Genomic DNA, 25,243 nt, shown 5'->3' with positions numbered 1-25,243 from the left:
GTCCTACGGTTTGAGCAGAATATTCGTGGGCTGGTCGCGCTCGACGCGCAGGACGCCGGCGGATTCCTGCAATTCCACTACCTGTATCGAACTGCGCCGCTGTTCTGGGCCATCCAGCTTGGCGTCCGCTCCACGGCGGCCGGGATGGGTGAAGTAGAACAGGTAGGCCCGGCCGTCGCTGACCACCACGTCCGGATGCCCGCCCTGCACCTGGTCATCCACGCCCTGCCCTCCGCCCTGCAGCAGGTTGTCCGCCTGGCGCACCCACTTCACAGCATCGTCCGACCGGTACACGGCCAGGCCGCGCCAGACGTCGGTGATCATCCACCACGAGCCCTTCCACTGGAATACTTTCGGCCCTTCGCCGCCCTGGTCGCTGACGGTGCGGCCACGGTCGGTCCAGGTCACCAGGTCCGGGCTGTCGGCGTAGTAGATGGACTTCTTGTCCGCTTCGTTGTTGTACCACATGCGCCAGCCCCCGCCCGGCATGCGCGCCACGCAGGCGTCGATGATGCTCTCGGAGGCCAGCTTTATCTGCTCCGCCTTGCGCCAGCTGCGCATGTCGCTGCTGGTCAGGTGCACCATGTGGCGCGGATGCTTCCAGTCGGTGAAGACGCCCGGCACCACGGTGAGGTACATATGGTAGACGCCGTCGTCGCCACGCACGATCTCCGGCGCCCAGTGCGTGGCGTCAGCGCCGCCCCATTCCTGCGGCAGCTCGATGTCGGCCAAGCCCGCATAGGTCCATGTGGCGCCGGCGTCGCCGGATTCGGCGATGCCGATGCGAGTGCCGTGCACCCAGGCGATATTCGGCAGGCCGGCGGACTTGGCGCGCCGGTTGGTGTAGTACATCCACCATTTGCCGCGCGCCGGGTTCCAGATGACGACTGGGTCGGCGGCGCCGTCTTCCACCGGGTCGCGGAACAGCGGCTTGGCCGCCACTTTGCCCTTGTCCGCAACGGGCACGCCGAAGTCCGGCGTTCCGTCGGCGCGCCAATGCAGCACTTGCGCGCGGGTGTGGCGATTGGGGTCGCGCAGCGGGTCGCCCTGGATGTCGCGGTAGTCGCGCGCGTGGTAGACCAGCACGTCGGCCTTGCCGTCGGGCGTGGTGGTGAAGGAGTTGTGGCCGGGGCCGTACTGCCCGTTGGCGCTCTTGAACACCGGCTCGGCGGACTTGCGCCACGATGCCGCGTCCAGCAGGTTGGCGCTGGCGGGCGCGGTGAGCAGGCCCATGGCGTAGTTGGCGTCGGTGGCGCTGGCCGAGTAGGTCAGGAACACGCGCCCGTTGCGCACCAGTGCGGACGGGGCTTCGTTGACATCGTACTTGACCTTTTCCCACGCGTATTCGGGGCGGGACAGCATGGTGGCGGGGCCTTTGATGGACAGCGGCGTGTCCATTTCGGCCAGGTAGATATTGGTGCCCTTGTAGCCTTCCTCGGTGCCGCGCTGGGTCCACGCCAGGTAGCGCTTGCTGCCCAGCGCGAAGGTGGTGGCGTCCAGCGCGAAGCTTTCCCAGCCGGTTTTCAGCTGGCCACGTTCCACCCACTCGCCTTCCAGCGGGTTGGCGGCGCTGTTTTCCAGCACGTAGAGGCGGATTTCCCAGTGCGCGTCCGCGCGCCCTGCGGTGAAATAGATGTACCACTTGCCGTTGATGTGGTGCAGCTCCGGCGCCCAGATGTGATAGCTCATCGGCCCGCTGGCGTGCTTGCGCCAGGCCGTCTGCGCCTGCGCCGTTCCCAGCTCGTCCAGGGTGCGCGCGCGGCGCAGCTCGATGCGGTCGTACTCGGGCACGGTGGCCGTGAAATAGTAGTAGCCGTCGCTGTGCAGCGTGACGTGGGGGTCGGCCCGCTGGCGCACCAGCGGGTTGGCAAATGCGGGTTCGCCCGCTTGCGTGGCCGGCGCTGCGAAGGCCGGCGCCGACAGGGCCGCCAGCACGGCAGCGGCGACGAGGCTTAATTTGTATGTCATCGGTTTTTGATCGCTTGTATGGTCGGTTTACCGTCACATTCTAGGGGAGCGCCATGTGATATTTTCTTGCCGGGACAAAGAATCACAATGATGATCGGCGAAAAAAAACCGCGCCATCACTGGCGCGGTTTCAAGCCTGCTGTGGGACTGCTTAGAATTCTTCCCAGTCGCTGCTGGCCGGTTTGGCGTTGGCCAGCTTGGCCGGTGCGGCGCGCTTCGCCGCAGGTGCTGCCGGTGCTGCCGGCGCGCGCGGTGCGGCGCTAGCGATGGGCGCCACGCTGGCGCGGCGAACGGCCGGCCTTGGCGCCTGGCCGCCGCTGATGGTGAAGGCGGCCACCGCTTGCGACAGTTCCTCAGCCTGGTCGCGCAGCAGCTGGGCGGCGGCGGCGGTTTCTTCCACCAGCGACGCGTTTTCCTGCGTTACCTGGTCCATCTGCGTAATGGCCTGGTGGACCTGGGCGATGCCTGCGTTCTGCTCGTCGGTTGCGGCGCTGATGGCGGCGACGATGTCCGTCACCTGGCGCACGCTGGTCACCACTTCGCTCATGGTGGCGCCGGCCTGCTCCACCAGCTTGGTGCCGGAGCCTACCTTGTCCACGGAGTCCTCGATCAGTACCTTGATCTCTTTGGCCGCAGCGGCCGAGCGCTGCGCCAGGTTGCGCACTTCGGTGGCCACCACGGCAAAGCCGCGCCCCTGCTCACCGGCGCGCGCCGCTTCCACCGCCGCGTTCAGCGCCAGGATGTTGGTCTGGAAGGCGATGCCGTCGATGACGCTGATGATGTCGACGATCTTGCGCGACGAGTCGTTAATCGAGGACATGGTCATGGTGACCTGCTCCACCACGCTGCCGCCCTGTACCGCCACGTCGGACGCGGAACGCGCCAGCTGGTTGGCCTGGCGCGCGTTGTCCGCGTTCTGGCCCACGGTGGAGCTCAGTTCTTCCATGCTGGACGCGGTCTGTTCCAGCGCCGCCGCCTGCGAGGCGGTGCGCGAGGACAGGTCGCCGGTGCCGGCCGCGATTTGCTGCGAGGCCGAGCTGACGGTCTCGGTGGCGTTGCGCACCTTGCCGATCACGCCGCCGATATCGCTCAGCAGCTTGTTGAAGGCAACGGCGGTGTGGCCCACTTCGTCCATGCGTTCGACGCGCACTTGCTGCGTCAGGTCCAGCGACTGGCTGACGCCTTCCAGCGTGCCCTGGATGTTGCTCAGGCTGCCGCTGATGGTGCGGTACAGCTGGAAGCCCAGCATGGCGGTGACCACCAGCGCAGCGACGATCACGCCCACCAGCAGGTTGAAGGCGAATTTGTAGGCGGCGATCGATTCTTCACGCACCTTGTCGATCAGGGTGTTGTTGTAGGCGATATGGTCGTCCAGCGCTTTCTTCACGCCGGCCGCGCCCACCGCCAGCGGCGAACCGCCCACCAGCGTGGCGCGCACGCCGTCCATATTGCCTGCGTAGGAAGCTTCCAGGAAGGGCACCAGCGCCTTGCGGTAGGTGGCCATGGCTTCGCGGTCCGCTTCCACCATTTTGCGGTCGGTGTCGTCGGTGGCGTTTTCTTTTTCGTACTTGGCCAGGATCTCGTCGAACTTCGCGTGGGCGTCGTTGTAGGCTTTGGTCAGCGAGGCGCGGTCCGGCATCTTGCACGGGTCCGGGCACTCGGCAGGCGCCGGCGCGGAAAATACAGACAGGCGGTAGCCTGCCAGGCGGCTGTCGGACACCGCGTTTTTCGCCATGTTCAAGCCGGCGATGCTGGGGATGAGCGATGTCTGCACAGTATCCAGGCGGGCCTGGGCGCGCTGCAGCTGCACTACGCCGCTGATGCCGACAAAGAGCAGCGCTAGCAGCGCCACGGACAGGGTCAGCATAAGGCGTTTGGTAATGGTCATGGGATTTCTTCTCAGGTGAATTAATACGGTCGATAGTTGGCAAATATGACTATCTTGTTACAAGGAAATTAATTCCAGACTCAATTGTAACGAACCGTGTCCACTCTTGGCTATAATGCCCCAACCGCCGCTACGGCTTTTATCAAGGACTGTTGGGATGACACATCATGTTGCGGCTTGCCTCGCTTTTGCATCGATAGCGGCTTTTTCCATGCCAGCCACTGCGGGCGACGCCAACCCCTTCGAGCTGGTCGAGGACAAGCCGCTCAGCGAGCTGTGGATCAATCCCGGGTTTTATTCCTACCATTTCGACCGCGAGCGCAATCTGAACGACCGCAACCCCGGCATCGGCGCGGAATACCGCTTCTCCACCGTTGCCGCCGCGACCGCCGGCCGCTTCTACAACAGCGACCGCCAGTATTCCAACTACGCAGGCGTCTACTACCAGCCCTTCGCCATTGGCCCGGTGCGTTTCGGCGCGGTGGTGGGCGGCTTTAACGGCTACCCGAAAATGCGCGACGGCGGCTGGTTCCTGGCCGCCATTCCTGTGATGAGCTTTGAATACCAGCGCGTGGGCGCCAACATCGCCGTGATCCCGCGCTACAAGGACAGGCTGTACGGCGCCCTGTCGGTGCAGCTCAAATTCAAGCTGACCGACTAGGACTGCTGGCGCCCTAATGTGCCTTAGTGCGCCTTGCCCTTGGCCGAGACGGCGATCTGGTCAAGGATATGCTTGGGCACTTCGGCGTAGTGCTTGAACTCCATGGTGTACGTGGCCCTGCCCTGCGTGAGCGAACGCAGCGTGGTGGAGTAGCCGAACATCTCGGCCAGCGGCACCGATGCGCGGATGATCTTCCCGCCGCCGCCGGGAATTTCGTCCATGCCCTGCACCATGCCGCGCCGCGACGTGAGGTCGCCCATGGCATTGCCCATGAACTCTTCCGGTGTTTCCACTTCCACGTGCATCATGGGCTCCAGCAGCACCGGCGACGCGCGCCGCATGCCCTCCTTGAAGGCCATCGAGCCGGCCATGCGGAAGGCGTTCTCGTTCGAGTCCACGTCATGGTAGGAGCCGAAGGTGAGCGTGACCTTCACGTCCACCACCGGGTAGCCCGCCAGCACGCCGTTCTGCAGCGTTTCCTGGATGCCCTTCTCCACCGCAGGGATGAATTCGCGCGGAATCACGCCGCCCTTGATGGCGTCCACGAACTCAAAGCCCTTGCCCGCGCCGGACGGCTCCACCGTCAGCACCGCGTGGCCGTACTGCCCGCGTCCGCCGGACTGCTTGACGAACTTGCCTTCCACGTCCGTGGCTTTCTTGGTGATGGTTTCGCGGTAAGCCACCTGCGGCTTGCCCACCGTCGCCTCCACGCCGAACTCTCGCCGCATGCGGTCCACCAATATCTCCAGGTGCAGCTCGCCCATGCCGGACATGATGGTCTGGCCCGATTCCTGGTCGGTATGCACCTTGAATGACGGGTCTTCCTGCGCCAGGCGGTTCAGGGCGATGCCCATCTTCTCCTGGTCGGCCTTGGTCTTGGGCTCCACCGCCTGCGAAATCACCGGCTCGGGGAAGATCATTTTTTCCAGCACGATCACGTGGTCCGGATTGCTCAGCGTGTCGCCCGTGGTGACGGCCTTCAGGCCCACCGCCGCAGCGATATCGCCGGCATACACTTCCTTGATCTCCTTGCGCTCGTTGGCGTGCATCTGCAGGATGCGGCCCAGGCGTTCCTTCTGGCTCTTGGTCGGGTTGTACACCGTATCGCCCGAATTCACCACGCCGGAATACACGCGGAAGAAGGTCAGCTGTCCCACGAAGGGGTCGGTCATGATCTTGAACGCAAGCGCGGAGAACGGCTCGTCGTCCGCCGGATGGCGCTCGATCGGATTGTCCTGCTCGTCGTGGCCTGAAATGGCCGGCACGTCCAGCGGCGAAGGCAGATACTCGATCACCGCGTCCAGCATGGCTTGCACGCCGCGGTTCTTGAACGCGCTGCCCGCCAGCATGGGCACGATCTCGTTGCGGATGGTGCGCGCGCGCAGGCCCTGCTTGATCTCGGCCTCGGTCAGCACGCCGCCGTCCAGGTATTTTTCCAGCAGCTCGGGCGAGCCTTCGGCGGCCGCCTCCACCATATGGTCGTGCCACTTCTGCGCCAGCTCTTTCAAGTCGGCGGGAATGTCCTCGTAGGTGAACTTCACGCCCAGGCTGGCGTCGTCCCAGTTAATGGCGCGCATCTTCACCAGGTCCACCACGCCGTGGAAATTATCCTCGGCGCCGAGCGGAATCTGGATGGGCACGGCGGTGCCCTTCAAGCGGTCCTTGATCTGCTGCTGCACGCGGAAGAAGTCCGCGCCCACGCGGTCCATCTTGTTGATGAAGGCGATGCGCGGCACCTTGTATTTATTGGCCTGGCGCCAGACGGTCTCGGACTGCGGCTGCACGCCGCCCACCGAGTCGTACACCATGACGGCGCCGTCCAGCACCCGCATGGAACGCTCCACCTCGATGGTGAAGTCCACGTGACCGGGGGTGTCGATGATGTTGATGCGGTGCTCGGGGAAATTGCCCGCCATGCCCTTCCAGAAGGCAGTGGTGGCGGCCGAGGTGATGGTGATGCCGCGCTCTTGCTCCTGCTCCATCCAGTCCATGGTGGCAGCGCCGTTGTGCACCTCGCCGATTTTGTGATTGACGCCGGTGTAGAACAGGATGCGCTCGGTGGTGGTGGTTTTACCGGCGTCGATGTGAGCGCTGATGCCGATATTGCGGTAACGCTCGATAGGTGTCTTGCGGGTCATCACAATCTCCTTGAAACGAGGCCCGGCTGCGGGTCGTCGTTGATTCTATCAGTAATGGATCACTCAAGTATGGTGTGCGCGGCCAAATTCAAGTGCGGTTGGCAAAGGTGCGCGGGATTTCCCGCAATCAATATAGACTACTCACCAATACAATCAACCCATCATCCCATGAAGACCAAAGCTCCGCTGGCAATGCAATCCCTGATCGTTCTCGCCACGCTGGCGCCCGGCGCCGTGCTGGCCCAGGACGCGGCCGAAATCGAAGTGTTGCTGCAGCGCTGCTCGGTGCTGGGCGACCCCAGCGCCCGCCTGAGCTGCTATGACGCGCTGGCAAAAAAAGGGCCGCTGGCGTCCACGCCGCCCGCTGCCGGGGCGGCGCCGGGGACGCAGCCCGCGCTGGCCAGCGAAGCGGCGGCCGTGATCGCACCTGCGGTGGCGGCGGCGAAAGCCGAAGCGGCGCCCACGGCCATGGCGGCGGTGGAGGCCGCCGTACCGGAACAGCCCTTGTCGCGCATGGTGCAGAAGTGGGAGCTGGACCAGCCGTCCAAGCGCGGCGTGTTCTCCTTCAGCCCGCACCGCGACACCTATCTGCTGCTGGCGAACTACAGCAACGGCACCAATGACGGGCCTTTCAAGGAATTCACGCCGGCCGGCCTGAAAAGCAAGCACGTGGAATTGAGTTACCAGCTCAGCTTCAAGATGAAGATGATGGAAAGTATCGCCGCCAGCCCCTTCGACTTGTGGTTCGCCTATACGCAGCAGAGCTTCTGGCAGGCCTACAACCGCTCCGCGTCCAGCCCTTTCCGCGAAACCAACTACCAGCCCGAACTGATGGTAGTGGCGCCGCTGAACGCCGGCATCGGCGAGGCGCGGCTGCGCTATGTGAATTTCGGCATGGTGCACCAGTCCAACGGCCAGACCTCGACCCTGTCGCGCAGCTGGAACCGGCTGTATGCCGAGGTGGGCGGGGAATGGGGGCCGCATTTCAGCGCCACCTTGCGGGTGTGGCAGCGGCTGGACAACGCCAAGTCGGACAACGACAACATCGATATCAGCGACTTCATGGGCCGGGGCGACCTGCGCCTGGCCTACCGCAATGCCGGCCACGAGTACGCGCTGCTGGCGCGGCGCAACCTGAGCACCAATCACGGCTTCCTGCAGCTGGGCTGGCACTTCCCCTTGCGCGACAATCTGAAAGGCTATCTGCAAGGCAGCACCGGCTACGGCCAGAGCCTGATCGACTACAACTACGCCCAGAAGTCCGTGGGCGCAGGCGTGCTGGTGGAGTTCTAACGGCCGGGCGAGCCGCGCAGCACGCGCGCCGGCAGCATGACGACGGCGCGCAGCAGGCCGAACACGGCGTCCACGCCGATGCCGATCAGGCGGAACGGCAACAGCAGCAGCCAGACCAGCGGGTAGAGCAGCAGAGCCAGCAAGGCCAGCGGCCAACACAGAAACAGCAGAACCAGCCACAGCATAAAACTCAGCATGATGCGCTCCAGGGAGGTACGTTTTCGACAACGTTAATGTAACCTAACTGGCCGCGCGCATTATGTCCATGCGACAAGCTGCAGCATGGACCGACCAATTGTGCAAATCCGGGGCTGAACTGCGCGGCGCCGGCGCGCACCTTTGACGCGCATCAAACGAAAACTCCCATGCGGATGCTCCACTGGTGGTCCGAACAACCGGACAGGGAGTAGCGCCATGAACGAGCAATACAAGCCCACGCACATCAGCTATGACGAAGGCAAGCAGCGTATCGATGAGGCCCTGGGCAAGGTGGGCCACAAGCTGGGTTCCCGCATTTTGACCTCGCGCGACCGCGAGGCGGTCGAACTGTGCAATCTGCTGGCGGTGGACAAGAGGCAGGTGCCGGAGGGTTTCGTCAAATGGCAGTTGCCGTTCTATATGGACGGCGGCCAGTTCTTCCTGACCAGCGCGGCGCCCGGGAAAAGCGTCGGCGAGCACAGCCACGACAACGACGGCTTGCGCGTCGTCATGTCCGGCTCGGTCTTCTATGACGGCATAGAGCTGAATGCCGGCGACTGGATGTTTATCCCGAAAGGCAAGGAATACAGTTTCGAGACCGGCCCGATGGGCGCCCTCATGTGCTACTGCTATTGCTGCTGCTGTGCCGGGCGCGAGCTGTCCCGCAGCCACGATCCGGTGATCAATCCCGCGTATACGCGCCAGCGCAAATCCCTGCCCTGATCCCTGGGGCAAGACTGCGCCGTTTATGCCTCCGGCGACTTGAGCGACAGCAGGATGGCGCGCACGGCCGCCTTGAACAGCTCGTCCGGGTGCTCCTTTTTCAGGTAAAAACCCTTGAGCTCCAGGCTGGCGATGCCGTGCAGCGCGGCCCACAGCAGCCGCGCCGCCGCCGTCGGGCTGGATTTCGGCAGCAGGCCCTGGTCCATGCAGCGCTCGAACTGGCGTATCAGCGGCGTGAACGTGCCCCAGGCGGACACGCGCGACTCCAGCGGCGGGATAAAGCCGGCGATGGCGTCGCCGAACATCACCAGGTAGTAGCTGGGATTGCGGCGCGAGAAATCCAGGTAGGCGCGGGCGCACAGCCACACGCCCTGCTCGGCATCCACCTTGGCCAGTTCCGCTTCGGTGGCCTCAAAGTCGCGCTTCAGGCGTTCGCAGCCTTCCAGGTAGAGCGCATTGCTCAGCCCGTCCTTGCCGCCGAAGATGGAATACAGCAGCGTGGTCGAGCAATTGACGGCCTCGGCCACTTTGCGCACGGTGAGCGCGGCCGGCCCCTCCTCCACCAGCAAGCGGCTGGCGGCGTCCAGCATGCCTTGGCGCAGCGCGCCCCGCAAATCTTCCTGTTCCTGGCGAAAATCGACAACCTTGGCTTTTGTCATGAAGTCATGCTCTAAAATTCAGTGGAAAAAACAGCGTTTTTTCTGATAACATCGTATCAGACCTAACCCGAGGAGCATATCATGACATCGAATCACATCCCAGAGGTATTGCGCAAACTGGCCCTGCCCGTGATCGGCTCGCCGCTGTTCATCGCCAGCGGCCCCAAACTGGTGGCCGCGCAGTGCAAAGCCGGCATCGTCGGCTCCTTCCCGGCGCTGAACGCGCGCCCGGCAGAGCTGCTGGACACCTGGCTGACCGAGCTGAAAGCCGAACTGGCCGCCTACCAGCAAGCCAATCCGGACGCGATAGTCGGCCCCATCGCCGTCAACCAGATCGTGCACCAGTCCAACACCCGCCTGGCGCACGACGTGGAGATGTGCGTCAAGCACCAGGTGCCCATCATTATTTCCTCGCTGCGCGCGCCGCCGAAAGAGATGCTGGACGCCATCCACAGCTACGGCGGCATCGTGCTGCATGACGTGGTGTCGATCCGCCACGCGAAGAAGGCGCTGGAAGCCGGCGTGGACGGCCTGATTCTGGTTGCCAGCGGCGCCGGCGGCCATGCGGGCACGCTGTCGCCGTTTGCGCTGGTGGGAGAAGTGCGGAAGTTCTTCAAGGGACCGATCGCCCTGTCCGGCTCGATCGCCACCGGCGACGCCATTTTGGCCGCGCAGGCGATGGGCGCGGACTTCGCCTACATCGGCTCGCGCTGGCTGGCCACGGAGGAAGCGAACGTGGACGATGGCTACCGCCAGGCCATTATCGAATCGACGGCGGCGGACATCGTCTACACCAACCTGTTCACCGGCGTGCACGGCAACTACCTGAAGAAATCCATCGTCGCCGCCGGCCTGGACCCGGACGCGTTGCCGGAAGCGGACAAATCGGCCATGGACTTCGGCTCCGGCAGTACCGCCAAGGCCAAAGCCTGGCGCGACATCTGGGGCGCGGGCCAGGGCGTGGGCCTGATGGAAGACGCGCCGACGGTGGCCGAGCTGGTCAGCCGCCTGACAGCGGAATACGACACCGCCCGCGCCCGCCTGCTGAACCTGCGGGCCGCATAAGGCGGGAGGAGATTACTGGCCGACGCAAATGATCTTGGTTTCGTACTCTTTTGCGTTCGGCTTCTTCTTCTGAGCCCAGGCGATAGCCTGCTCGGCTTCCGGTACGGTCAGGATGGTGGCCTTCTCCTTCGACTTAATGAAGGACACCCCTTCAAACGCGCCTTCCTTGCTGCGCATCACCTTCGCAAACACCGGCGGCTTGTCGCCGTCGGCGATCTTCTTCTGCTGGATGATGTAGCGGCGATCTTCTTGTTCCATAGCAAATACTCTTTTAATCAAAACCCCGAGTATACAGCCATCCCAACGTCGGGGTCAGTTCTGTCATCGCGTCATTTTGACGCGATGACAGAACTGACCCCAGGGTGGATCAACGAATTTCAGGCGTAGGCGGGCGCGTAGTGGTGGGGCTGGAGCGCGGATTCGTACAGCACTTCGCAGCGCAGCGATGCTTGCAGCGAAGGCAGCGAGCCGCCCGCGCGGTATTGGAAGCTTACTTCCAGCACGTCGCCTTCTTTGGCCTGCACCGGCTTGGCCAGCGGCAGCGTCATGTAGTGGTTCAGCCAGTCGATGGTGCTGTTGCGCTCCTGTACCACGGACAGGATGTTCTTGGTCACAAAGCGCATGGCGTTCACGCAGCCGCTGCGCTCAACCACGAACTTGCCTTGCCAGCCTATCATCATGTCGTTCGGCTGGGTGAAGTCGAGCACGCTGTACACGGCGGGCTGCGCCATTTCCACCGTGCCGGGATAGATGACCTGGGTTTCCTGGAATTGCACGATGGGGGCGAAGAAGCCTTCGAAGTCGTATTCCTGCTGCAGCGGCTGGACCGCCATGATGACCGCTTCGGGCATGAACACCGGCAGCGGGCCGCCGAAGCGCTCGAGGTAGCGGCGCTTGAACGATTCGATCACTTCCACCTGCTTTTCGCGCAGCATGCCGACATGGATCATTTCGCAGATCACGACGTCGACCGGTTCGGGCGGCAGGTATTCAAAGGCGTCGGCGTGGATGACTTCCACTTTCTCGCCGTTCGGGTTGATGGCGAGGAATTTGCGCGCTTCCTTGACCATGTCCGGGTTGAATTCGACGCAGTACACTTTGCTGGCCTTGGCCGCCGCAAAGAAGGAAAGCACACCGGTGCCGCCTCCCAGTTCCAGCACTTTCATGCCCGGCTTCACCGCGTAGTCGATGGCGGATTTGAAGCTGTGCATGCGGTTCTGGTCCATCAGCATATTGTGATGGTAGTGGACAGGGATGAATTGTCCGAGATAGCAGCTCTCTATTTCACGTTCGTTCAGCATGGTTTTTCCTTGTTAGCGCAACGTAGCCATTATCTTTGCGGCGGGCGCAAAGCTAAGCGGCGAGTTGCACTGGAAAAACCGTCTACTTTGCCGTTTTCCCGGCGAGATGCGCTTTGATGGCTTTGGCGATCCACGGCTTTTCCGCCCGGATGGCGAACTCGGCGGCGTCCACGCGGTAGGCGCCGTCCTTCAGCGTGGCGTCGGCGCCCTGCTCCAGCAGCAGCTTGACGGCGTCTTCCATGCCTTCGCGCGCGGCCAGCATCAGCGGCGTGAGGCCGCTGGGCGAGCCGGCGTCGATGTAGGCGTGGTGTTCGAGCAGCATGTTCATAATCTCCAGGTCGCCCGCCGCCGCCGCGAAGTGCAGCGCCGTCCAGCCCTTGCGGTTCACTTGCGCGCCCTTGGCGATCATGGCCGCCACGGCGGCCTTGTTGTGCTTGAAGGCGGCCATCATCAGCGCCGTGCTGCCGTTGGCGGACTGCGCTTCGAGGTCGATCCTGGGATGCTGCAGCAGGATGGCGAAGACGCGGTTGGCGTCGTGCCGCATGGCGACGATAAGGCCGGTTTCGCCGCGCTCCGGCTCGTGCAGATTGGGATCCAGGCCGCGCTTGAGCACGTCGCGCACCACGATAACGTTGTCCACCTGGGCGGCGCGGAAAAAGTCGACCTGGTCTTCGGTTTCGGCAAACGCCGGAACGGTCAGCACCAGGGCGATGGCGGACAGCAGCAGCCGGCGTTTGAGGGTCATGTATTAGCTGAGAAGATTAACGTACCACGTTGAATAACTTGAAGAAGTTGTCGCTGGTCTGCTGCGCCACCTGCTCCACGGACACGCCCTTGAGCTTGGCGATGTATTCGCCCACGTGGGCGACAAAGCCGGGCTCGTTCATCTTGCCACGGTGCGGCATGGGGGCCAGGTAGGGCGAATCGGTTTCGATCAGCATCTGCTCCAGCGGCACTTCCATGGCCACCGCCTGCAGGTCCTTGGCGCTCTTGAAGGTGACGATGCCGGAGAAGGAAATGTAGAAGCCCATGGCCATGGCCGCGCGCGCCACTTCCAGGGACTCGGTAAAGCAGTGCATCACGCCGGCCACGCCGCCCTGGTCGGTGCCCGCGCCCTCTTCCTGCATGATGCGGATGGTGTCGGCGCTGGCGGCCCTTGTGTGGATAATCAAGGGCTTGCGCGTGATTCTTGAAGCTTTGATGTGGGTGCGGAAGCGCTCGCGCTGCCATTCCAGGTCACCTTCCAGGCGGTAGTAGTCCAGCCCGGTCTCGCCTATGGCGATGATGCGCGGATTGTCGGCCAGCTGCACCAGCTGCTCGACCGTTGGTTCCGGCGTGTCTTCGTAATCGGGGTGGACGCCGACCGAGGCGTAGATGTGCGGATATTGTTCGGCCAGCGCCAGGACTTGCGGGAAGTCCGGCAGGTCAACCGACACGCAAAGCGCATGGGTGACCTTGTTCTCGGCCATTTTGCCGAGTATCTCGGGCATGCGAGCAGCCAGCTCGGGGAAATTGATGTGGCAGTGGGAATCGATAAACATGCCGTGATTGTACGCGAGCGGCGGCGCGGCCGCCACGGCTAGGGTATCAGCCGGTTCGCCGCCAGGAAGGCCTTGATGCCGTCGGGATGGGCTTGCTTCCATGCCTCGAACTCGGGGCGGTAGGCTTCGCGGTACATCAGCAGCAGCACGGCCGCCTCCAGCTGGTCCGGCGTGGCCAGCTTGCGCAGCGCCTGCAGCGCGGGCGTCACAGGCGCGGGACCGCCCGCCTGCACCAGCTCGTCGGCCACCTTGAGGGCGGTGGTCCAGCCTGCCAGCTCCTGTGCGAACGGCGACAGCTTGCGGCCGTCCTTCTCGGCGGCCGCACGGGCGTTCACCTGGGCCACGGCATAGGTCAGCCACATTGCGTAGTCGGTGTTGGCTTCGGCCTTGGCGTCCTTGAACTCGCCGTCCATCTGCACAGTGGATTTGCCGGACTTGGGGTCGAAGGAAACCGAGGCCTTGCGTTCCAGCCGCAGGCGCGCGTAGGGTTGCTTGTCCAGCTCGGCGATCATGGCCAGCCGGTCCCAGCTCGGCTGCTGGCCTGGCTGGGCCGCCACGGCGTTCAGCGCGGCGGCCTCGGCGCCGGCCCGGTTGCCCAGACGCATCAGCGCGTCCGCCTGGAAGCGCCAGGCCTGCGCGTTTTTCGGATCGACCGCCGCCGCTTTCTGGAACAGCATTTCGGCGGCGGGCCAGTTTTTTTCAACGAAATAGGTGTCGCCCTCCATCAGCCAGGCGTTGGAGAACTTGGGATCGGCCAGCTGCGCTTCGCGGTATTTGACGCGCGCCGCTTCGTATTGCCCTTTATGGAACAGCACTTCGCCCTCGGCATAAGCCTGCCCCGCCGCTTCGCTGGGCTTGTAGGCGGGAACCACCGTCGGGTCCGACTGCATGCGCAGCACTTCGGCGGCCATGGGGTCGTTGGCGGCCAGTTTCAGCGCCGCGCGCGCCAGCGCTTCGGCTTGCTGCCGCACCTTGGCGGCGGACTCGGCGGGCATGCCGCCCGCCAGCGCCTGCAGCAGGTAGGCCGCCGAGGACAGCGGACTGGAAGCGTCCGGCGACAGCTTGCGCGCCGCCTCGTATTTTTCCAGCGCTTCCTTGAACTGGCCGTTGGCCTGCAGGGCCTGGCCTTCGGACACCAGCTTCTGGCTTTCGGCGCTGCCCATCAGTACGGCACTGGCCGGCTGTGCTGCGCAAATTCCAAGGGCTAGGACCAGGATGACTTTACGCAGCATGGCAGCTTTCGAAGTGGGTTTAAAGATCAGGCGACGCGCTTGCCCAAAATGATGAGGTCGCGCTCTATGCCGTCCAGGTTGGCGACCTTGGGCAGATTGGCCCAGGTTTCAAAGCCGAAGCGGGAGAACAGGCCCAGGCTGGGCTGGTTGTGGCCGAAGATGAAGCCCAGCAGCGTGTGCACATTGATGCTGGGCGCGAAATCGATGGCTTCCTGCAGGGCATAGCGGCCTATGCCCTTGCCGCGCGCCTCTTCGGCGATGTAGATCGACACTTCCGCCGTGCCCGAATACGCCGGGCGGCCGTAGAAGTTGGAATAGGAAATCCAGCCCAGGATGGCGGGCGCCGCCGAATTGTCGCCGGCACGCTCAATGACCCACAGCGGGCGGCGCTCGGGCGTGTGCTCATGGAACCAGGCCAGGCGCGACTCGACCGATACCGGCTCCGTGTCCGCGGTGACTTCGCGCGAGGCGATGGTGCTGTTGTAGATGGCGACTATGGTGGGCAGGTCGTTGAGCGTGGCGATGCGGTGGCGGTAGGACATGAATTAAAACGTAAAGGTGGTTAAAGGGTGTGCGTGGCGCGCGAGGAACGCAGCGCGGCGCCGAGGATTTCCTCGATGCGGGCGCGGACGCGGTGGCCGGATTCGTCGTCGGGGAAATGCAGGCCTATGCCCTGCGCCTTGTTGTGCGCGGCGCTGGGCGGCGTGATCCAGGCGACCTTGCCTGCGATCGGGTATTTGGCGGTGTCGTCCATCAGCGCCAGGATCAGATAGATTTCGTCGCCGATCTTGTGGGGCTTCTGGGTCGGCACGAAGATGCCGCCGTGTTTGAGGAACGGCATATAGGCCGCGTAGAGCGCGGCCTTTTCCTTAATCGCCAGCGACAGCACGGTGGGCCGCGCTATCGGTACGGCATTGGGATCGATGGTGCTGCCGGTCAATTCGTTTCCTTTCAAGCGCAGCTGGCTGTGTAGTCCAGCAGCATATCCTCAATGAACAGCTTGGGCGACAAAGGATGGTCGGCAATCGCGCGGCGCTCGTTGACGCCCTTGATCGCCGCCATCAGCCTGGCGGTGTGCACCTTGTCCGCCAGTCCGGCCAGCTCCTTGCGGTAACGGGGATAATACCGGATGTTGCCTGATAGTTTGTAGGAAAACATGTCATAAAGCCAGCGCTGCAGCCAGGAAACCAGGGATGCGAGCGGCACTTTCTGCATTTTGTCGGCTGCGCGCAGCGCCGCTTCCACGCTGGGATGGGCCAGCATCTGCAGCAGCATGTCCATTTCCTCGCGGCTGCCGGACTCGGACTGCGCCAGCGCGGCCAGCGGCGCGCCGCCCTGCTCGCGCAGCCAGCTGTCGGCGTCGGCCACGCCTTGCGCCTTGAGCCAGGCCAGTGCTTCGTCGTGGCCCGGCATGGGCAGCGCGAACTTGCGGCAGCGCGACAAAATGGTGGGCAGCAGGCGGTCCAGGCTGTTCGACGACAGCAGGAACACCGTGCCCGGAGGCGGTTCCTCCAGCGTTTTCAACAGCGCGTTCGAGGCCGGCATATTGAGCGCCTCGGCCGGATACAGCACCACCACGCGCAGGCCCTGGCGGTGGGTGGAGATGTTCATGAAATCGGCCAGCTGGCGGATCTGCTCGATCTTGATTTCCTTGGACGGGGTCTTGGACTTGGCGGCCTTCTTGTCCTCGCCCTCCTCGCCCTCGCCGCTCACTTCGTCTTCGAAGGACTCGGGGCGCACGCGGCGGTAATCGGGATGGTTGTGCTGGGCGAACCAGCCGCAGGAGACGCAGGCGCCACAGGCATGGCCGCCCGGGCCGGCGTTTTCGCACAGCAGCGACTGGGCGAAATGCTCGATAAAGCCGGCCTTGCCGGTGCCCGCCGCGCCGTGGAACAGGATGGCGTGCGGCATGCGGGCGCGCAGCGCCTGCAGCTGCTGCCAGGCCGTTTCCTGCCAGGGGTAGATGGAGGTGGTCATACCAGCCCGTCCAGTATGCCTGCCAGCTCCTGCTGGATCTCGGCGATGCTGCGGGTGGAGTCGATCACCCGGAAGCGCTGCGGCGCTTCAGCCGCGCGGCGCAGGTACTCGTTGCGGGTGGCGTGGAAGAAGTCTTCCTGCTCGCGCTCGAACTTGTCCAGCTCGCGGGTGGCGTCCAGGCGCGCGCGCGCCACTTCCAGCGGCACGTCGAACAAAAAGGTCAGGTCCGGCTCCAGGTCGGCATGCACCCAGTGCGCCAGCGTTTCCAGCTTGGCGCGGTCCAGGCCGCGCCCGGCGCCCTGGTAGGCAAAGCTGGCGTCGGTGAAGCGGTCGGTCAGCACCCAGTCGCCACGCGCCAGCGCCGGCTCGATCACTTGCGCCAGGTGCTCGCGGCGGCTGGCGAACACCAGCAGGGTTTCGGTTTCCAGGTGCATCTTCTCATGCAGGAACAGCTCGCGGATCTTCTCGCCCAGCGGCGTGCCGCCCGGCTCGCGCGTGCTGACCAGCTGCACGCCGCGCGCGCGGATGAAGTCGGTCACAAAGCCGATATGGGTCGATTTGCCGGCGCCGTCTATGCCTTCGAAACTGATGAACTTGCCGCTGTAGTGTTTCATGTAACTGTTGATTCTTTAACGTTGATACTGGTTCACTGCCCGGTTGTGGTCGGTCAGATTGTCGGAAAACTTGCTGGTGCCGTTGCCGCGCGAGACGAAATACAGCGCCCCCGTCTTGGCCGGGGACAGCGCCGCCGTCAGCGACTGCACGCCCGGCAAGGCGATCGGCGTGGGCGGCAGGCCGGCCCGGGTGTAGGTATTGTAAGGGGTGTCGGTCTCCAGATCCTTTTTGCGGATCTTGCCGTCGTAGCGCGCGCCCATGCCGTAGATCACGGTGGGGTCGGTCTGCAGCAGCATGCCCAGGCGCAGGCGGTTGACGAACACGCCTGCGATCATGCTGCGCTCGGACTTCTGGCCGGTTTCCTTTTCCACGATGGAGGCCATGGTCAGCGCTTCATACGGGTTTTTGTAGGGCAGGTTCGGATCGCGCTTTTCCCAGGCGTCGCTCAGCTTGGCGATCAGCATGGTGTGCGCCTGGCGGAAAATGGCCAGCTCGCTGGAACCCTTGGCGAACAGATAGGTATCCGGGAAGAACAGCCCTTCGGGCGCCTTGAACTCGGGAGAAACCAGCGCCATCAGTTCGGTGTCGGACAGGGCGATGGTGTCGTGTTTCAGGCCTTTGTGCGCCGCCACGGCCTGGCGCATCTGGCGGAAGGTCCAGCCTTCGATGATGGTCAGCTGCTCCTGCGCGAATTCGCCGCGCACCAGCTGGTCGATTAGGCGCAGCGGCGTGGTGCCGGGTTTGAGCTCGTAGGCGCCGGCCTTGAGCTTGGACGACTTTTGCGTAAAGCGCGCGAGCAGGTTGAACAGCAGCGGCTGGATGGGTATGCCCGCCTCGGCGATCTGCTGGCCGGCCGCATGTGCGCCGCTGCCGGGCACGATCGTGAATTCGATGGCGGGTTCTTCCGTAATAATCGGCTGCCCGGCCCACCAGGCAAAGCCGCCCCCTGCCGCCGCCGCAGCCAGGATGCCCAACATAATCGTCTTTTTTATGAATGCCATTTGCTAGCCACTTTTCAGGCGGGGAAACCGCTTTTTTGCGGCGTCCGGCGCGAATTCTTCTACATCACTATAATTAGGCCGTAATGATAATGCTTTAATCGTCAAATTATTGGAATTTATGAGTAACTGGAATCAACTTTTAACGCCGCAGGGCAAGCCACTGACCCCGACCGAACTGGCCGTGGGCTTTGTTGCCGCCGTCACCGACCAAGGCCTGATCGCATTGAGCGGCCCGGATTCGGCCACTTTCCTGCACAGCCAGTTGACCAACGACGTCGAGCACCTGGGCCTGGACGACGTGCGCCTGGCCGGCTATTGCAGCCCGAAAGGCCGCCTGCAAGCCACCTTCCTGCTATGGCGCAACGAGGAGTCCATCTTCCTGCAATTGCCGCGCGAAATCCAGCCCGCCCTGCAGAAACGCCTGTCCATGTTCGTGATGCGCGCCAAGACCAAGCTGGCCGACGCCACCGAGGCGCCCGCCACGCAAGTGGTGCTGGCCCTGGGCGGCGGCATGGCCGAGGCCGTGCTGCAGACCTGGTTCGAGCCGCTGCCGGAGCAACCCTACAGCAAGATCGAGCACCCGCTGGGCACGCTGCTGCGCCTGGCGGACGCGTTCGGCGCGCCGCGCTACCTGTGGATCACCTCGGCCGAAATCGCGGAAACCGTCGCGCCCGTGCTGGCGGACAAGCTGAACGTGGGCGGCAACGAGGCCTGGCGCCTGGCGGAAATCCACGCCGCCGTGCCGCAGATCAGCGCCGCCACACAGGAGCAGTTTGTACCGCAGATGATCAATTTCGAGCTGCTGGGCGGCGTCAATTTCAAGAAAGGCTGCTATCCGGGCCAGGAAATCGTCGCGCGCAGCCAGTACCTGGGCAAGCTCAAGCGCCGCACGGCGCTGGTGCGCCTGGCCGATGGCGACGTTAAAGCCGGCGCGGAAGTCTTTGCCGAGGCCGATCCGTCCCAGCCTTGCGGCATGGTGGTGAACGCCGCGCCGAACGGCCTGGGCGGCGTGGACGCGCTGGTGGAAATGAAACTGGACGCGCTGGAACAGGGCGCTGTGCGCCTGGGTTCGGCGGACGGCGTGCCGCTGGAATTCCTGCCCATGCCCTACGTGCTGGACAAGCTCGACGTCTAGCATGGCCGATTTGTACATCTACTACCAGGTGCGGGAGGCCGACACGGCCAGCCTGCACGGCGCGGTCACGGCCATGCAGGCCGGACTGGCCAGCGCTTGCGGCGCGCTGCCGCAGCTGAAGCGCCGTCCGCAGGCCAAAGATGGCTTGCAGACCTGGATGGAAGTTTATCCGGCGGTGCCGGACGGGTTCGAGGCCGCGCTGGCGGCCGCCGTCCAGCAATCCGGGCTGCTGCCGCTCACGGCCGGCCCCCGCCACACCGAAGTTTTTACGGATTTCAACTCATGTGTTTGATCGTTTTCGCTTGGCAAGTGGTGCCGGCCGTGCCGCTGATCGCTGCTGCCAACCGCGATGAATATTACGCCCGCGAAGCGGCCCCGGCCGGGCCGTGGCCGGAGCAGCCGCGCATTTACGCGGGCCGCGACCTGAAGGCGGGCGGCAGCTGGATGGGCGTCGCTCAAACCGATGCCGCAGCCGGCGTCGCTTCGCCGCGCTTTGCCGCCATCACCAATATCCGCGCGCCGCTGGAGCACAAGGCCGATGCGCCCTCGCGCGGCCAGCTGGTGTCCGATTTTCTGGCCGGCAGCATGTCGCCGGCCGAGTATGTGGAGCACATCCGTCCCGGCGCGGACGCCTACAACGGCTTCAACCTCGTCATCGGCGACCGCGACACCCTGATCTGGTACTCGAACAAGGGCGGCGACGATCCCCGCAACGGCCAGCCGCTCGCGCCGGGCATCTACGGCCTGTCCAACGCCACGCTGGACTCGCCGTGGCCCAAGGTGCTGAAGACCAAAGCCCAGTTCGCCAGCCTGCTGTGCCTGGGCGCGCCCGACGACGCCTACTTCGAAATGCTGGCCGACACCACCCGCGCCCCGGACCTGCGCCTGCCCGAAACCGGCGTGCCGCTGGAAGTCGAGCGCCTGCTGTCCGCCGTCCGCATCGAGTCCCCCGGCTACGGCACCCGCAGCTCGACCGTGGTCAAGCTTTATGCCGATGGCCCCGCTGTGCTGCACGAAATGCTCATCCAGTAAAACAGCAGCTTTGAACGCAGGTCATACGGGTGGTAGCTCGGAGCCCGAGCAAATGGTGTGGACCAGACTGCGCAGCCAGCGGTGGGCGGGGTCTGCATCCATGCGGGGGTGCCAGAGTATGGAGACGGTGATTTGCGGCGCGGCCAGCGGCAGCGGGAAGCTGTGCAGGCCGTCGCGCAGCTTGCCGGTCTGGCGCTCGGGAACGCTGGCGATCAGGTCCGTGGCGCGCACCAGCGCCAGCGCCGCCGAAAAACTGCCGACGATGGTGGCTACCTTCCGCTCCAGCCCTGCCTGGCTCAGCGCTTCGTCTATCTGCCCTCTTTCCTGCCCCCGCCGCGACACGGCGATGTGCCGGCCTTCGGCATAGCGCGCCGCCGTTACGGCGTCTGCGCTGAGCGGGTGGCCGGCGCGCACCACGCCCACGAAACGGTCACGGAACAGCGCGCGGGTGCGCACTTCGGGGCCGGTCGCCTTGCCCACCACCCCGGTTTCCAGATCCACCGTGCCGTCGCGCAGAGCGGTGCTTTCCTTGTCCAGCTTGTCCACAAAACACAGGCGCACACCGGGCGCTTCGGCTGCGGCGCGGGAGATCAGTTCGGCGCCGAAATTGTCGAGAAAGCCTTCCCGCGCGCGTATCGTGAACCTGCGTTCCAGCGCGGCAAGGTTCAGCCGCTCCGCCGGCCGGAGGACGGATTCGGCGTCCTGAACCAGCTGGCTGACGCGCTCGCGCAGCTCCAGCGCGCGCGGCGTGGGCACGAGGCCGCGTCCGGCGCGCACCAGCAAGGGATCGCCAGTGGTCTCCCGCAGCCGCGCCAGCGCCCGGCTCATGGCCGAGGGACTGAGCCGCAAGCGCCTGGCCGCACGAGCAACGCTGCCCTCGGCAAGCAGCACGTCCAGCGTAATGAGCAGGTTGAGGTCCGGAGCGGTCATGCGGCAACGATAGCACGGAAGCACGGAATATATGGCGTTAAACGCACTAATAAGCTGCAACCCGTGCGCCTTCCGCCATGGATGGCGCTCGGCTACGATGGCTGCAGACCAATCCGCAGGAGAACCAGCATGAATACCCGGCCGATCCAGCCTCCCATCGCGCTTCCCATCCCGCTCACAGCCGCAGCCCGCCGTGCGCTGGCCGCGCTTTCGCTGACGACGCTGCTGTCCTCGCTGGGCACCAGCATCGCCAACGTCGCACTGCCGACGCTGACGGCCGGCTTCCACGCGCCGTTCCAGCACGTCCAGTGGGTGGTGCTGGCCTATCTGCTGGCGATCACCACGCTGATCGTGAGCGTAGGGAGGCTGGGTGACCTGCTGGGCAGACGCAGGCTGCTGGTCGGCGGGGTGGTCCTGTTCTCGCTTGCCTCGGCCTTGTGCGCCTTGGCTGGGGAACTGTGGCAGCTGATCGCGGCACGCGCGTTGCAAGGGCTCGGCGCCGCCGCCATGATGTCCCTTGCGATGGCGTTTGCGGCCAGCGCCGTGCCCAAGGAGAAGACCGGCGCCGCCATGGGCTTGCTGGGCACCATGTCCGCCGTCGGCACCGCCTTGGGGCCGACGGCGGGCGGAGGATTGATCGCCTTGGCCGGCTGGCCCGCGATTTTCTGGATCAGCGTCCCGCTTGGAGCGCTCTCCGCCCTGCTCGCCTATCGCTTCCTGCCCGCCGATGCCCCTGCTGCGGGCTCTCCACGGCCAAAGTTCGACCAGCTGGGCACCTTGCTGCTTGCACTGGCACTGGCCGCCTTCGCGCTGGCCATGACGCTGGGGCGCGGGCATTTCGGCTGGCTGAACGCGCTATTGCTGCTGGGCGCGGCGCTCGGCGGCGGACTATTTGCGCTGGCGCAGAAGAAGTCCGCCTCGCCGCTGATACGCCTGCAGATGCTGCGCCATCCCGTGCTGGGGGCGGGCTTTGCCGCGAGCGCCCTTGTGACGACGGTGGTGATGGCAACGCTGGTGGTCGGGCCGTTCTATCTTGGCGGCGCCCTGGGGCTGAAGGCGGCGGAGATCGGCCTGGTGATGTCGGCTGGTCCGCTGGTGGCGGCGCTGAGCGGCGTGCCCGCCGGGCGCCTGGTGGACAGCATAGGCGCGCACCGGGCGGGCCTGGCCGGCTTGGCAGGCATGGCCGCCGGCGCAAGCGTCCTGCCCTGGACGGCCGCCAGTTGCGGCGTGCCTGGATACGTCGCTCCGCTGGCGCTGCTGACCGCAGGCTACGCGCTGTTCCAGGCGGCGAACAACACCGCAGTCATGGCGGACATCGAAGCCAGCCAGCGCGGAGTGGTCTCCGGCTTGCTCAATCTGTCGCGCAATCTGGGATTAATTACAGGCGCATCGGCCATGGGCGCCTTGTACGCGCTGGGCGGCATGCGGGCCGCGTTCGGCGTTGCCGCCGTGCTGGCCCTGGCTGCCGCCGCCATCATTCAAAGGAATGCGCCATCTCCACGTGCGGAATGCCCGCTTCCATGAATTCCTCGCCGACGATGGCGAAGCCGTGCTTTTCGTAGAATGGGGCGGCGTGCGTCTGCGCGCCCAGCACCACGCGCTTGTGGCCGCGCAGCCTGGCCTGTTCCATCAGCCCTTGCAGCAGCGCGCCGCCGATGCCGGTCCCGCGCCCCGCCTTGCGCACCGCCATGCGGCCGATATGGCCGTCCGGCAGCAGGCGGCCGGTGCCGATGGCCACGCCGGCTGCGTCATAGGCCACGGCGTGCAGACAGGCCGCGTCGTTATTATCCATCTCCAGTTCGGCGGGAACGTTCTGCTCCACCACGAAGACCTCCATGCGGATGATCTTCGCGTCCCGCTGCAGTTCGGTCCAGTCGCCGAAACGGATATCGTGCCGAGTGCCCATGCCTGCCGTGCTCCATGAATGCGAAAGCACAATTGTCGCATGCAGGCCTTAACCCGCGCTACCGCCTTTCACCATGTCCTTCAGCATCTGGCGGATGTGCGGCGTCGCTTCGTTGGGGTCGGTCGGGTTGCGGCCGGTGGTCATGTCTTCCATGCGCGTTTTCAGGCCGCCCAGCGCCTGCGGGTGCGTGTAGATGTAGAACTGGCCGTCCGCTATCGCCTGGAAGGTGATGTTGGCCACGTCCTCGGCGGTGACCTTGCCTGAGGTGACGGCCTTGTCCGTCATCGCCTGCGAAGCCAGCTGGCTGCGGGTGGGCTTGGCGTCCATCTTCACGTCGTCCGGACGGTTGCGGTGCGACTGGTTGATGCCGGTCGGGACGAAGAACGGGCACAGCACCGACGCGCCGATGGGCGCATCGACCAGGTTCAGGTCGTGGTACAGCGTCTCGGACAGCGAGACCACCGCATGCTTGGACACGTTGTAGACGCCCATCGCGGTCGGATTGACCACGCCCGCCATCGAGGAGGTGTTGACGATATGCCCCTGGTAGCCCTCTTCCTTCTTGGCGCATTCCAGCATCAGCCGGGTGAAGATGCGCACGCCGTGGATCACGCCCCAGACGTTGACGCCCAGCACCCACTCCCAGTCCGCCACCGTGTTTTCCCAGATCAGGCCGCCCGAACCCACACCGGCGTTGTTAAACACCAGGTGTACCGAGCCGAACTCCTTCATGGCGGCGTCCGCCAGCGCCTGCACCTGCTCGCCCTTGCGCACGTCGCAGATCAGGCCGATCACCTGCGCGCCTTGCTCCTTCAGTTCGGCCACGGTCTTGTCCAGCGCGTCCTGCTGGACGTCGGCCAGCACCAGTTTCATGCCCAGCTTGTGCGCCTTGATGGCGAATTCGCGGCCGAGGCCGGCTGCGCCGCCGGTGATGACGGCAACTTTGTCTTGGAAATTTTTCATGAATGTCCGCCTTAGATGAGCTTAACCAGTTGTTTGCCGAAGTTTTTGCCTTTGAGCAGGCCCATGAATGCTTCCGGTGCGGCGGCCAGGCCGTCCGCTATGGATTCGCGGTATTTCAGCTTGCCGGTGGCGACCAGTCCGCCCAGCTCGGTCAAGCCCTGCGGCCACAGCTCCATATGCTCGGAGACGATGAAGCCGCGTACCGTCAGCCGGTTGGTCAGCAGCACGCGCGCGTTGCGGATGGGGACGTCTTCGCCGTTGTAGCCGGCGATCATGCCGCACAGCGCAACGCGGGCGAAGGCGTTGGTGCGGGCCAGCGCCGCGTCGAACACGGCGCCGCCCACGTTTTCGAAGATGGCGTCCACGCCGTCCGGGGTGGCGGCGGCCAGGTCGCCGTCCAGGTTGCCCGCCTTGTAGTCTATGCAGGCGTCGAAGCCCAGTTCATTGACCACGTAGTCGCATTTGTCCTTGCCGCCCGCAATACCCACCGCGCGGCAGCCGCGCAGCTTGGCCAGCTGGCCGACCACGCTGCCCACCGCGCCGCTGGCGGCGGACACGACTACCGTCTCGCCGGCCTTGGCCTGCATGATCTGGTTGAAGCCGAACCACGCCGTCATGCCGGGCATGCCGACCGGGCCGAGATAGGCCGACAGCGGGATATGCGTGGTGTCCAGCTTGCGCAGCAGCGCGCCGTCGGACACGCCGATCTCGGACCAGCCGAACATGCCCGCCACGAAGTCGCCCGCGGCGAACTTGGGATGCCTGGACTCGACCACCTGGCCGACGGTGCCGCCTATCATGGTGGCGTCCAGCGGCTGCGGCTCGGCGTAGCTCTTGGCGTCGCTCATGCGGCCCCGCATATATGGGTCCAGCGACAAATAATGGTTGCGGATCAGGATCTGGCCGTCCGCGATGGCGGGAACATCCGCCGTCTCCAGGCGGAAGTTGGAGGCCTGCACCTCGCCGCTGGGGCGGGAAGCCAGGACCATGCGCTGATAAGTGCTCATGCTGTTCTCC

The 25,243-nt window shown here is 64.7% G+C and carries 27 protein-coding genes; 8 read left to right on the top strand and 19 right to left on the bottom strand.

Going from position 1 to position 25,243, the window contains the following annotated elements:
- Nucleotides 1-3: 3 nt before the first annotated feature.
- Together AC07S4_RS04425 and AC07S4_RS04420 are read right to left on the bottom strand one after the other, a co-directional pair.
- Nucleotides 4-1,968: a family 43 glycosylhydrolase gene (locus tag AC07S4_RS04425; RefSeq protein ID WP_494985438.1), complete on the bottom strand. Its 1,965-nt coding sequence runs from the start codon at nt 1,966-1,968 to the stop codon at nt 4-6.
- A 151-nt stretch (nt 1,969-2,119) separates the two neighbouring features.
- Nucleotides 2,120-3,856: a methyl-accepting chemotaxis protein gene (locus tag AC07S4_RS04420; RefSeq protein WP_494985437.1), complete on the bottom strand. Its 1,737-nt coding sequence runs from the start codon at nt 3,854-3,856 to the stop codon at nt 2,120-2,122.
- 211 nt (nt 3,857-4,067) lie between these two features.
- Here AC07S4_RS04420 and AC07S4_RS04415 point away from each other — a divergent pair, with 211 nt between their 5' ends.
- On the top strand, nt 4,068-4,517 hold the full coding sequence (locus AC07S4_RS04415; RefSeq protein ID WP_494985436.1) for a hypothetical protein: 450 nt from the start codon (nt 4,068-4,070) through the stop codon (nt 4,515-4,517).
- Nucleotides 4,518-4,540: 23 nt separating this feature from the next.
- On the opposite strand, the gene fusA is transcribed toward AC07S4_RS04415, so the two are convergent.
- On the bottom strand, nt 4,541-6,655 hold the full coding sequence (fusA, locus tag AC07S4_RS04410; protein ID WP_494985435.1) for an elongation factor G: 2,115 nt from the start codon (nt 6,653-6,655) through the stop codon (nt 4,541-4,543).
- A gap of 168 nt (nt 6,656-6,823) precedes the next feature.
- On the opposite strand from fusA, the gene AC07S4_RS04405 reads away from it, so the two are divergent.
- The gene (locus AC07S4_RS04405; RefSeq protein WP_494985434.1) at nt 6,824-7,948 is read left to right on the top strand and encodes a phospholipase A; all 1,125 of its coding nucleotides are present in this window, start codon (nt 6,824-6,826) and stop codon (nt 7,946-7,948) included.
- Here AC07S4_RS04405 and AC07S4_RS04400 read toward each other — a convergent pair.
- The gene (locus AC07S4_RS04400; protein WP_494985433.1) at nt 7,945-8,145 is read right to left on the bottom strand and encodes a hypothetical protein; all 201 of its coding nucleotides are present in this window, start codon (nt 8,143-8,145) and stop codon (nt 7,945-7,947) included. The genes AC07S4_RS04405 and AC07S4_RS04400 overlap by 4 nt on opposite strands.
- Nucleotides 8,146-8,362: 217 nt before the next feature.
- On the opposite strand from AC07S4_RS04400, the gene AC07S4_RS04395 reads away from it, so the two are divergent.
- On the top strand, nt 8,363-8,869 hold the full coding sequence (locus AC07S4_RS04395) for a cupin domain-containing protein (protein WP_494985432.1): 507 nt from the start codon (nt 8,363-8,365) through the stop codon (nt 8,867-8,869).
- Between the two features lie 23 nt (nt 8,870-8,892).
- On the opposite strand, the gene AC07S4_RS04390 is transcribed toward AC07S4_RS04395, so the two are convergent.
- Entirely contained in the window at nt 8,893-9,528 is a 636-nt protein-coding gene (locus AC07S4_RS04390; RefSeq protein WP_494985431.1) for a TetR/AcrR family transcriptional regulator, read from the bottom strand.
- 81 nt (nt 9,529-9,609) lie between these two features.
- On the opposite strand from AC07S4_RS04390, the gene AC07S4_RS04385 reads away from it, so the two are divergent.
- Entirely contained in the window at nt 9,610-10,593 is a 984-nt protein-coding gene (locus tag AC07S4_RS04385) for an NAD(P)H-dependent flavin oxidoreductase (RefSeq protein WP_494985430.1), read from the top strand.
- Between the two features lie 12 nt (nt 10,594-10,605).
- On the opposite strand, the gene AC07S4_RS04380 is transcribed toward AC07S4_RS04385, so the two are convergent.
- From AC07S4_RS04380 to mltG, 10 genes are all read right to left on the bottom strand, one after another.
- Nucleotides 10,606-10,851: a hypothetical protein gene (locus tag AC07S4_RS04380; protein WP_494985429.1), complete on the bottom strand. Its 246-nt coding sequence runs from the start codon at nt 10,849-10,851 to the stop codon at nt 10,606-10,608.
- Between the two features lie 119 nt (nt 10,852-10,970).
- The gene (locus tag AC07S4_RS04375) at nt 10,971-11,894 is read right to left on the bottom strand and encodes a class I SAM-dependent methyltransferase (protein ID WP_494985428.1); all 924 of its coding nucleotides are present in this window, start codon (nt 11,892-11,894) and stop codon (nt 10,971-10,973) included.
- 82 nt (nt 11,895-11,976) lie between these two features.
- A complete protein-coding gene (locus AC07S4_RS04370) occupies nt 11,977-12,639 on the bottom strand; it encodes an ankyrin repeat domain-containing protein (protein WP_494985427.1) in 663 nt (220 codons plus the stop codon).
- 16 nt (nt 12,640-12,655) lie between these two features.
- A complete protein-coding gene (locus AC07S4_RS04365) occupies nt 12,656-13,435 on the bottom strand; it encodes a TatD family hydrolase (protein ID WP_494985426.1) in 780 nt (259 codons plus the stop codon).
- Nucleotides 13,436-13,473: 38 nt separating this feature from the next.
- A complete protein-coding gene (locus tag AC07S4_RS04360; protein WP_494985425.1) occupies nt 13,474-14,667 on the bottom strand; it encodes a tetratricopeptide repeat protein in 1,194 nt (397 codons plus the stop codon).
- 26 nt (nt 14,668-14,693) lie between these two features.
- Nucleotides 14,694-15,209 (bottom strand): GNAT family N-acetyltransferase, encoded by a 516-nt coding sequence (locus AC07S4_RS04355; protein ID WP_494985424.1) that lies wholly within the window; start codon nt 15,207-15,209, stop codon nt 14,694-14,696.
- Nucleotides 15,210-15,229: 20 nt separating this feature from the next.
- Nucleotides 15,230-15,607 carry a PilZ domain-containing protein gene (locus AC07S4_RS04350; RefSeq protein WP_161071309.1) on the bottom strand — a complete coding sequence of 126 codons (378 nt, stop codon included), beginning with the start codon at nt 15,605-15,607 and terminating at the stop codon, nt 15,230-15,232.
- A gap of 11 nt (nt 15,608-15,618) precedes the next feature.
- Nucleotides 15,619-16,644 (bottom strand): DNA polymerase III subunit delta', encoded by a 1,026-nt coding sequence (locus tag AC07S4_RS04345; RefSeq protein WP_494985423.1) that lies wholly within the window; start codon nt 16,642-16,644, stop codon nt 15,619-15,621.
- On the bottom strand, nt 16,641-17,258 hold the full coding sequence (gene tmk / locus AC07S4_RS04340) for a dTMP kinase (protein ID WP_228892729.1): 618 nt from the start codon (nt 17,256-17,258) through the stop codon (nt 16,641-16,643). The genes AC07S4_RS04345 and tmk overlap by 4 nt, the downstream gene beginning before the upstream one ends.
- A gap of 15 nt (nt 17,259-17,273) precedes the next feature.
- Nucleotides 17,274-18,260, bottom strand: a complete 987-nt coding sequence (gene mltG, locus AC07S4_RS04335; RefSeq protein ID WP_494985422.1) for an endolytic transglycosylase MltG — start codon at nt 18,258-18,260, stop codon at nt 17,274-17,276.
- Between the two features lie 118 nt (nt 18,261-18,378).
- On the opposite strand from mltG, the gene ygfZ reads away from it, so the two are divergent.
- The 3 genes from ygfZ to AC07S4_RS04320 are packed head-to-tail and all read left to right on the top strand — an operon-like array spanning nt 18,379 to nt 20,427.
- On the top strand, nt 18,379-19,395 hold the full coding sequence (gene ygfZ, locus AC07S4_RS04330) for a CAF17-like 4Fe-4S cluster assembly/insertion protein YgfZ (RefSeq protein WP_494985421.1): 1,017 nt from the start codon (nt 18,379-18,381) through the stop codon (nt 19,393-19,395).
- A gap of 1 nt (nt 19,396) precedes the next feature.
- A complete protein-coding gene (locus AC07S4_RS04325; RefSeq protein WP_494985420.1) occupies nt 19,397-19,687 on the top strand; it encodes a DUF4936 family protein in 291 nt (96 codons plus the stop codon).
- On the top strand, nt 19,678-20,427 hold the full coding sequence (locus AC07S4_RS04320; protein WP_494985419.1) for an NRDE family protein: 750 nt from the start codon (nt 19,678-19,680) through the stop codon (nt 20,425-20,427). The genes AC07S4_RS04325 and AC07S4_RS04320 overlap by 10 nt, the downstream gene beginning before the upstream one ends.
- Nucleotides 20,428-20,448: 21 nt before the next feature.
- On the opposite strand, the gene AC07S4_RS04315 is transcribed toward AC07S4_RS04320, so the two are convergent.
- A complete protein-coding gene (locus AC07S4_RS04315; protein WP_494985418.1) occupies nt 20,449-21,357 on the bottom strand; it encodes a LysR family transcriptional regulator in 909 nt (302 codons plus the stop codon).
- Nucleotides 21,358-21,486: 129 nt separating this feature from the next.
- Between AC07S4_RS04315 and AC07S4_RS04310 the strand changes: the two genes are divergently transcribed.
- Entirely contained in the window at nt 21,487-22,881 is a 1,395-nt protein-coding gene (locus AC07S4_RS04310) for an MFS transporter (RefSeq protein ID WP_494985417.1), read from the top strand.
- Here AC07S4_RS04310 and AC07S4_RS04305 read toward each other — a convergent pair.
- From AC07S4_RS04305 to AC07S4_RS04295, 3 genes are read right to left on the bottom strand one after another with little or no spacing between them, the layout of a single operon-like run.
- Nucleotides 22,832-23,263, bottom strand: a complete 432-nt coding sequence (locus tag AC07S4_RS04305) for a GNAT family N-acetyltransferase (protein ID WP_494985416.1) — start codon at nt 23,261-23,263, stop codon at nt 22,832-22,834. The genes AC07S4_RS04310 and AC07S4_RS04305 overlap by 50 nt on opposite strands.
- A gap of 48 nt (nt 23,264-23,311) precedes the next feature.
- Nucleotides 23,312-24,226 (bottom strand): SDR family oxidoreductase, encoded by a 915-nt coding sequence (locus AC07S4_RS04300; protein ID WP_494985415.1) that lies wholly within the window; start codon nt 24,224-24,226, stop codon nt 23,312-23,314.
- Nucleotides 24,227-24,237: 11 nt separating this feature from the next.
- The gene (locus tag AC07S4_RS04295) at nt 24,238-25,233 is read right to left on the bottom strand and encodes an NADP-dependent oxidoreductase (protein ID WP_494985414.1); all 996 of its coding nucleotides are present in this window, start codon (nt 25,231-25,233) and stop codon (nt 24,238-24,240) included.
- Between the last annotated feature and the right edge of the window lie 10 nt (nt 25,234-25,243).

It is taken from the genome of Pseudoduganella sp. GW821-FHT05F09 (assembly GCF_059419605.1).
The sequence above is the reverse complement of the archived record's forward strand: the minus strand, read 5'-3'. Positions and strand labels throughout refer to the sequence as shown.

What these genes read in the sequence shown, in the direction of transcription:
- AC07S4_RS04425 (WP_494985438.1), bottom strand. Translation starts at nt 1,968, where the DNA reads ATGACATACAAATTAAGCCTCGTCGCCGCTGCCGTGCTGGCGGCCCTG.
- AC07S4_RS04420 (WP_494985437.1), bottom strand. Translation starts at nt 3,856, where the DNA reads ATGACCATTACCAAACGCCTTATGCTGACCCTGTCCGTGGCGCTGCTA.
- AC07S4_RS04415 (WP_494985436.1), top strand. Translation starts at nt 4,068, where the DNA reads ATGCCAGCCACTGCGGGCGACGCCAACCCCTTCGAGCTGGTCGAGGAC.
- fusA (WP_494985435.1), bottom strand. Translation starts at nt 6,655, where the DNA reads ATGACCCGCAAGACACCTATCGAGCGTTACCGCAATATCGGCATCAGC.
- AC07S4_RS04405 (WP_494985434.1), top strand. Translation starts at nt 6,824, where the DNA reads ATGAAGACCAAAGCTCCGCTGGCAATGCAATCCCTGATCGTTCTCGCC.
- AC07S4_RS04400 (WP_494985433.1), bottom strand. Translation starts at nt 8,145, where the DNA reads ATGCTGAGTTTTATGCTGTGGCTGGTTCTGCTGTTTCTGTGTTGGCCG.
- AC07S4_RS04395 (WP_494985432.1), top strand. Translation starts at nt 8,363, where the DNA reads ATGAACGAGCAATACAAGCCCACGCACATCAGCTATGACGAAGGCAAG.
- AC07S4_RS04390 (WP_494985431.1), bottom strand. Translation starts at nt 9,528, where the DNA reads ATGACAAAAGCCAAGGTTGTCGATTTTCGCCAGGAACAGGAAGATTTG.
- AC07S4_RS04385 (WP_494985430.1), top strand. Translation starts at nt 9,610, where the DNA reads ATGACATCGAATCACATCCCAGAGGTATTGCGCAAACTGGCCCTGCCC.
- AC07S4_RS04380 (WP_494985429.1), bottom strand. Translation starts at nt 10,851, where the DNA reads ATGGAACAAGAAGATCGCCGCTACATCATCCAGCAGAAGAAGATCGCC.
- AC07S4_RS04375 (WP_494985428.1), bottom strand. Translation starts at nt 11,894, where the DNA reads ATGCTGAACGAACGTGAAATAGAGAGCTGCTATCTCGGACAATTCATC.
- AC07S4_RS04370 (WP_494985427.1), bottom strand. Translation starts at nt 12,639, where the DNA reads ATGACCCTCAAACGCCGGCTGCTGCTGTCCGCCATCGCCCTGGTGCTG.
- AC07S4_RS04365 (WP_494985426.1), bottom strand. Translation starts at nt 13,435, where the DNA reads ATGTTTATCGATTCCCACTGCCACATCAATTTCCCCGAGCTGGCTGCT.
- AC07S4_RS04360 (WP_494985425.1), bottom strand. Translation starts at nt 14,667, where the DNA reads ATGCTGCGTAAAGTCATCCTGGTCCTAGCCCTTGGAATTTGCGCAGCA.
- AC07S4_RS04355 (WP_494985424.1), bottom strand. Translation starts at nt 15,209, where the DNA reads ATGTCCTACCGCCACCGCATCGCCACGCTCAACGACCTGCCCACCATA.
- AC07S4_RS04345 (WP_494985423.1), bottom strand. Translation starts at nt 16,644, where the DNA reads ATGACCACCTCCATCTACCCCTGGCAGGAAACGGCCTGGCAGCAGCTG.
- tmk (WP_228892729.1), bottom strand. Translation starts at nt 17,258, where the DNA reads ATGAAACACTACAGCGGCAAGTTCATCAGTTTCGAAGGCATAGACGGC.
- mltG (WP_494985422.1), bottom strand. Translation starts at nt 18,260, where the DNA reads ATGGCATTCATAAAAAAGACGATTATGTTGGGCATCCTGGCTGCGGCG.
- ygfZ (WP_494985421.1), top strand. Translation starts at nt 18,379, where the DNA reads ATGAGTAACTGGAATCAACTTTTAACGCCGCAGGGCAAGCCACTGACC.
- AC07S4_RS04325 (WP_494985420.1), top strand. Translation starts at nt 19,397, where the DNA reads ATGGCCGATTTGTACATCTACTACCAGGTGCGGGAGGCCGACACGGCC.
- AC07S4_RS04320 (WP_494985419.1), top strand. Translation starts at nt 19,678, where the DNA reads ATGTGTTTGATCGTTTTCGCTTGGCAAGTGGTGCCGGCCGTGCCGCTG.
- AC07S4_RS04315 (WP_494985418.1), bottom strand. Translation starts at nt 21,357, where the DNA reads ATGACCGCTCCGGACCTCAACCTGCTCATTACGCTGGACGTGCTGCTT.
- AC07S4_RS04310 (WP_494985417.1), top strand. Translation starts at nt 21,487, where the DNA reads ATGAATACCCGGCCGATCCAGCCTCCCATCGCGCTTCCCATCCCGCTC.
- AC07S4_RS04305 (WP_494985416.1), bottom strand. Translation starts at nt 23,263, where the DNA reads ATGGGCACTCGGCACGATATCCGTTTCGGCGACTGGACCGAACTGCAG.
- AC07S4_RS04300 (WP_494985415.1), bottom strand. Translation starts at nt 24,226, where the DNA reads ATGAAAAATTTCCAAGACAAAGTTGCCGTCATCACCGGCGGCGCAGCC.
- AC07S4_RS04295 (WP_494985414.1), bottom strand. Translation starts at nt 25,233, where the DNA reads ATGAGCACTTATCAGCGCATGGTCCTGGCTTCCCGCCCCAGCGGCGAG.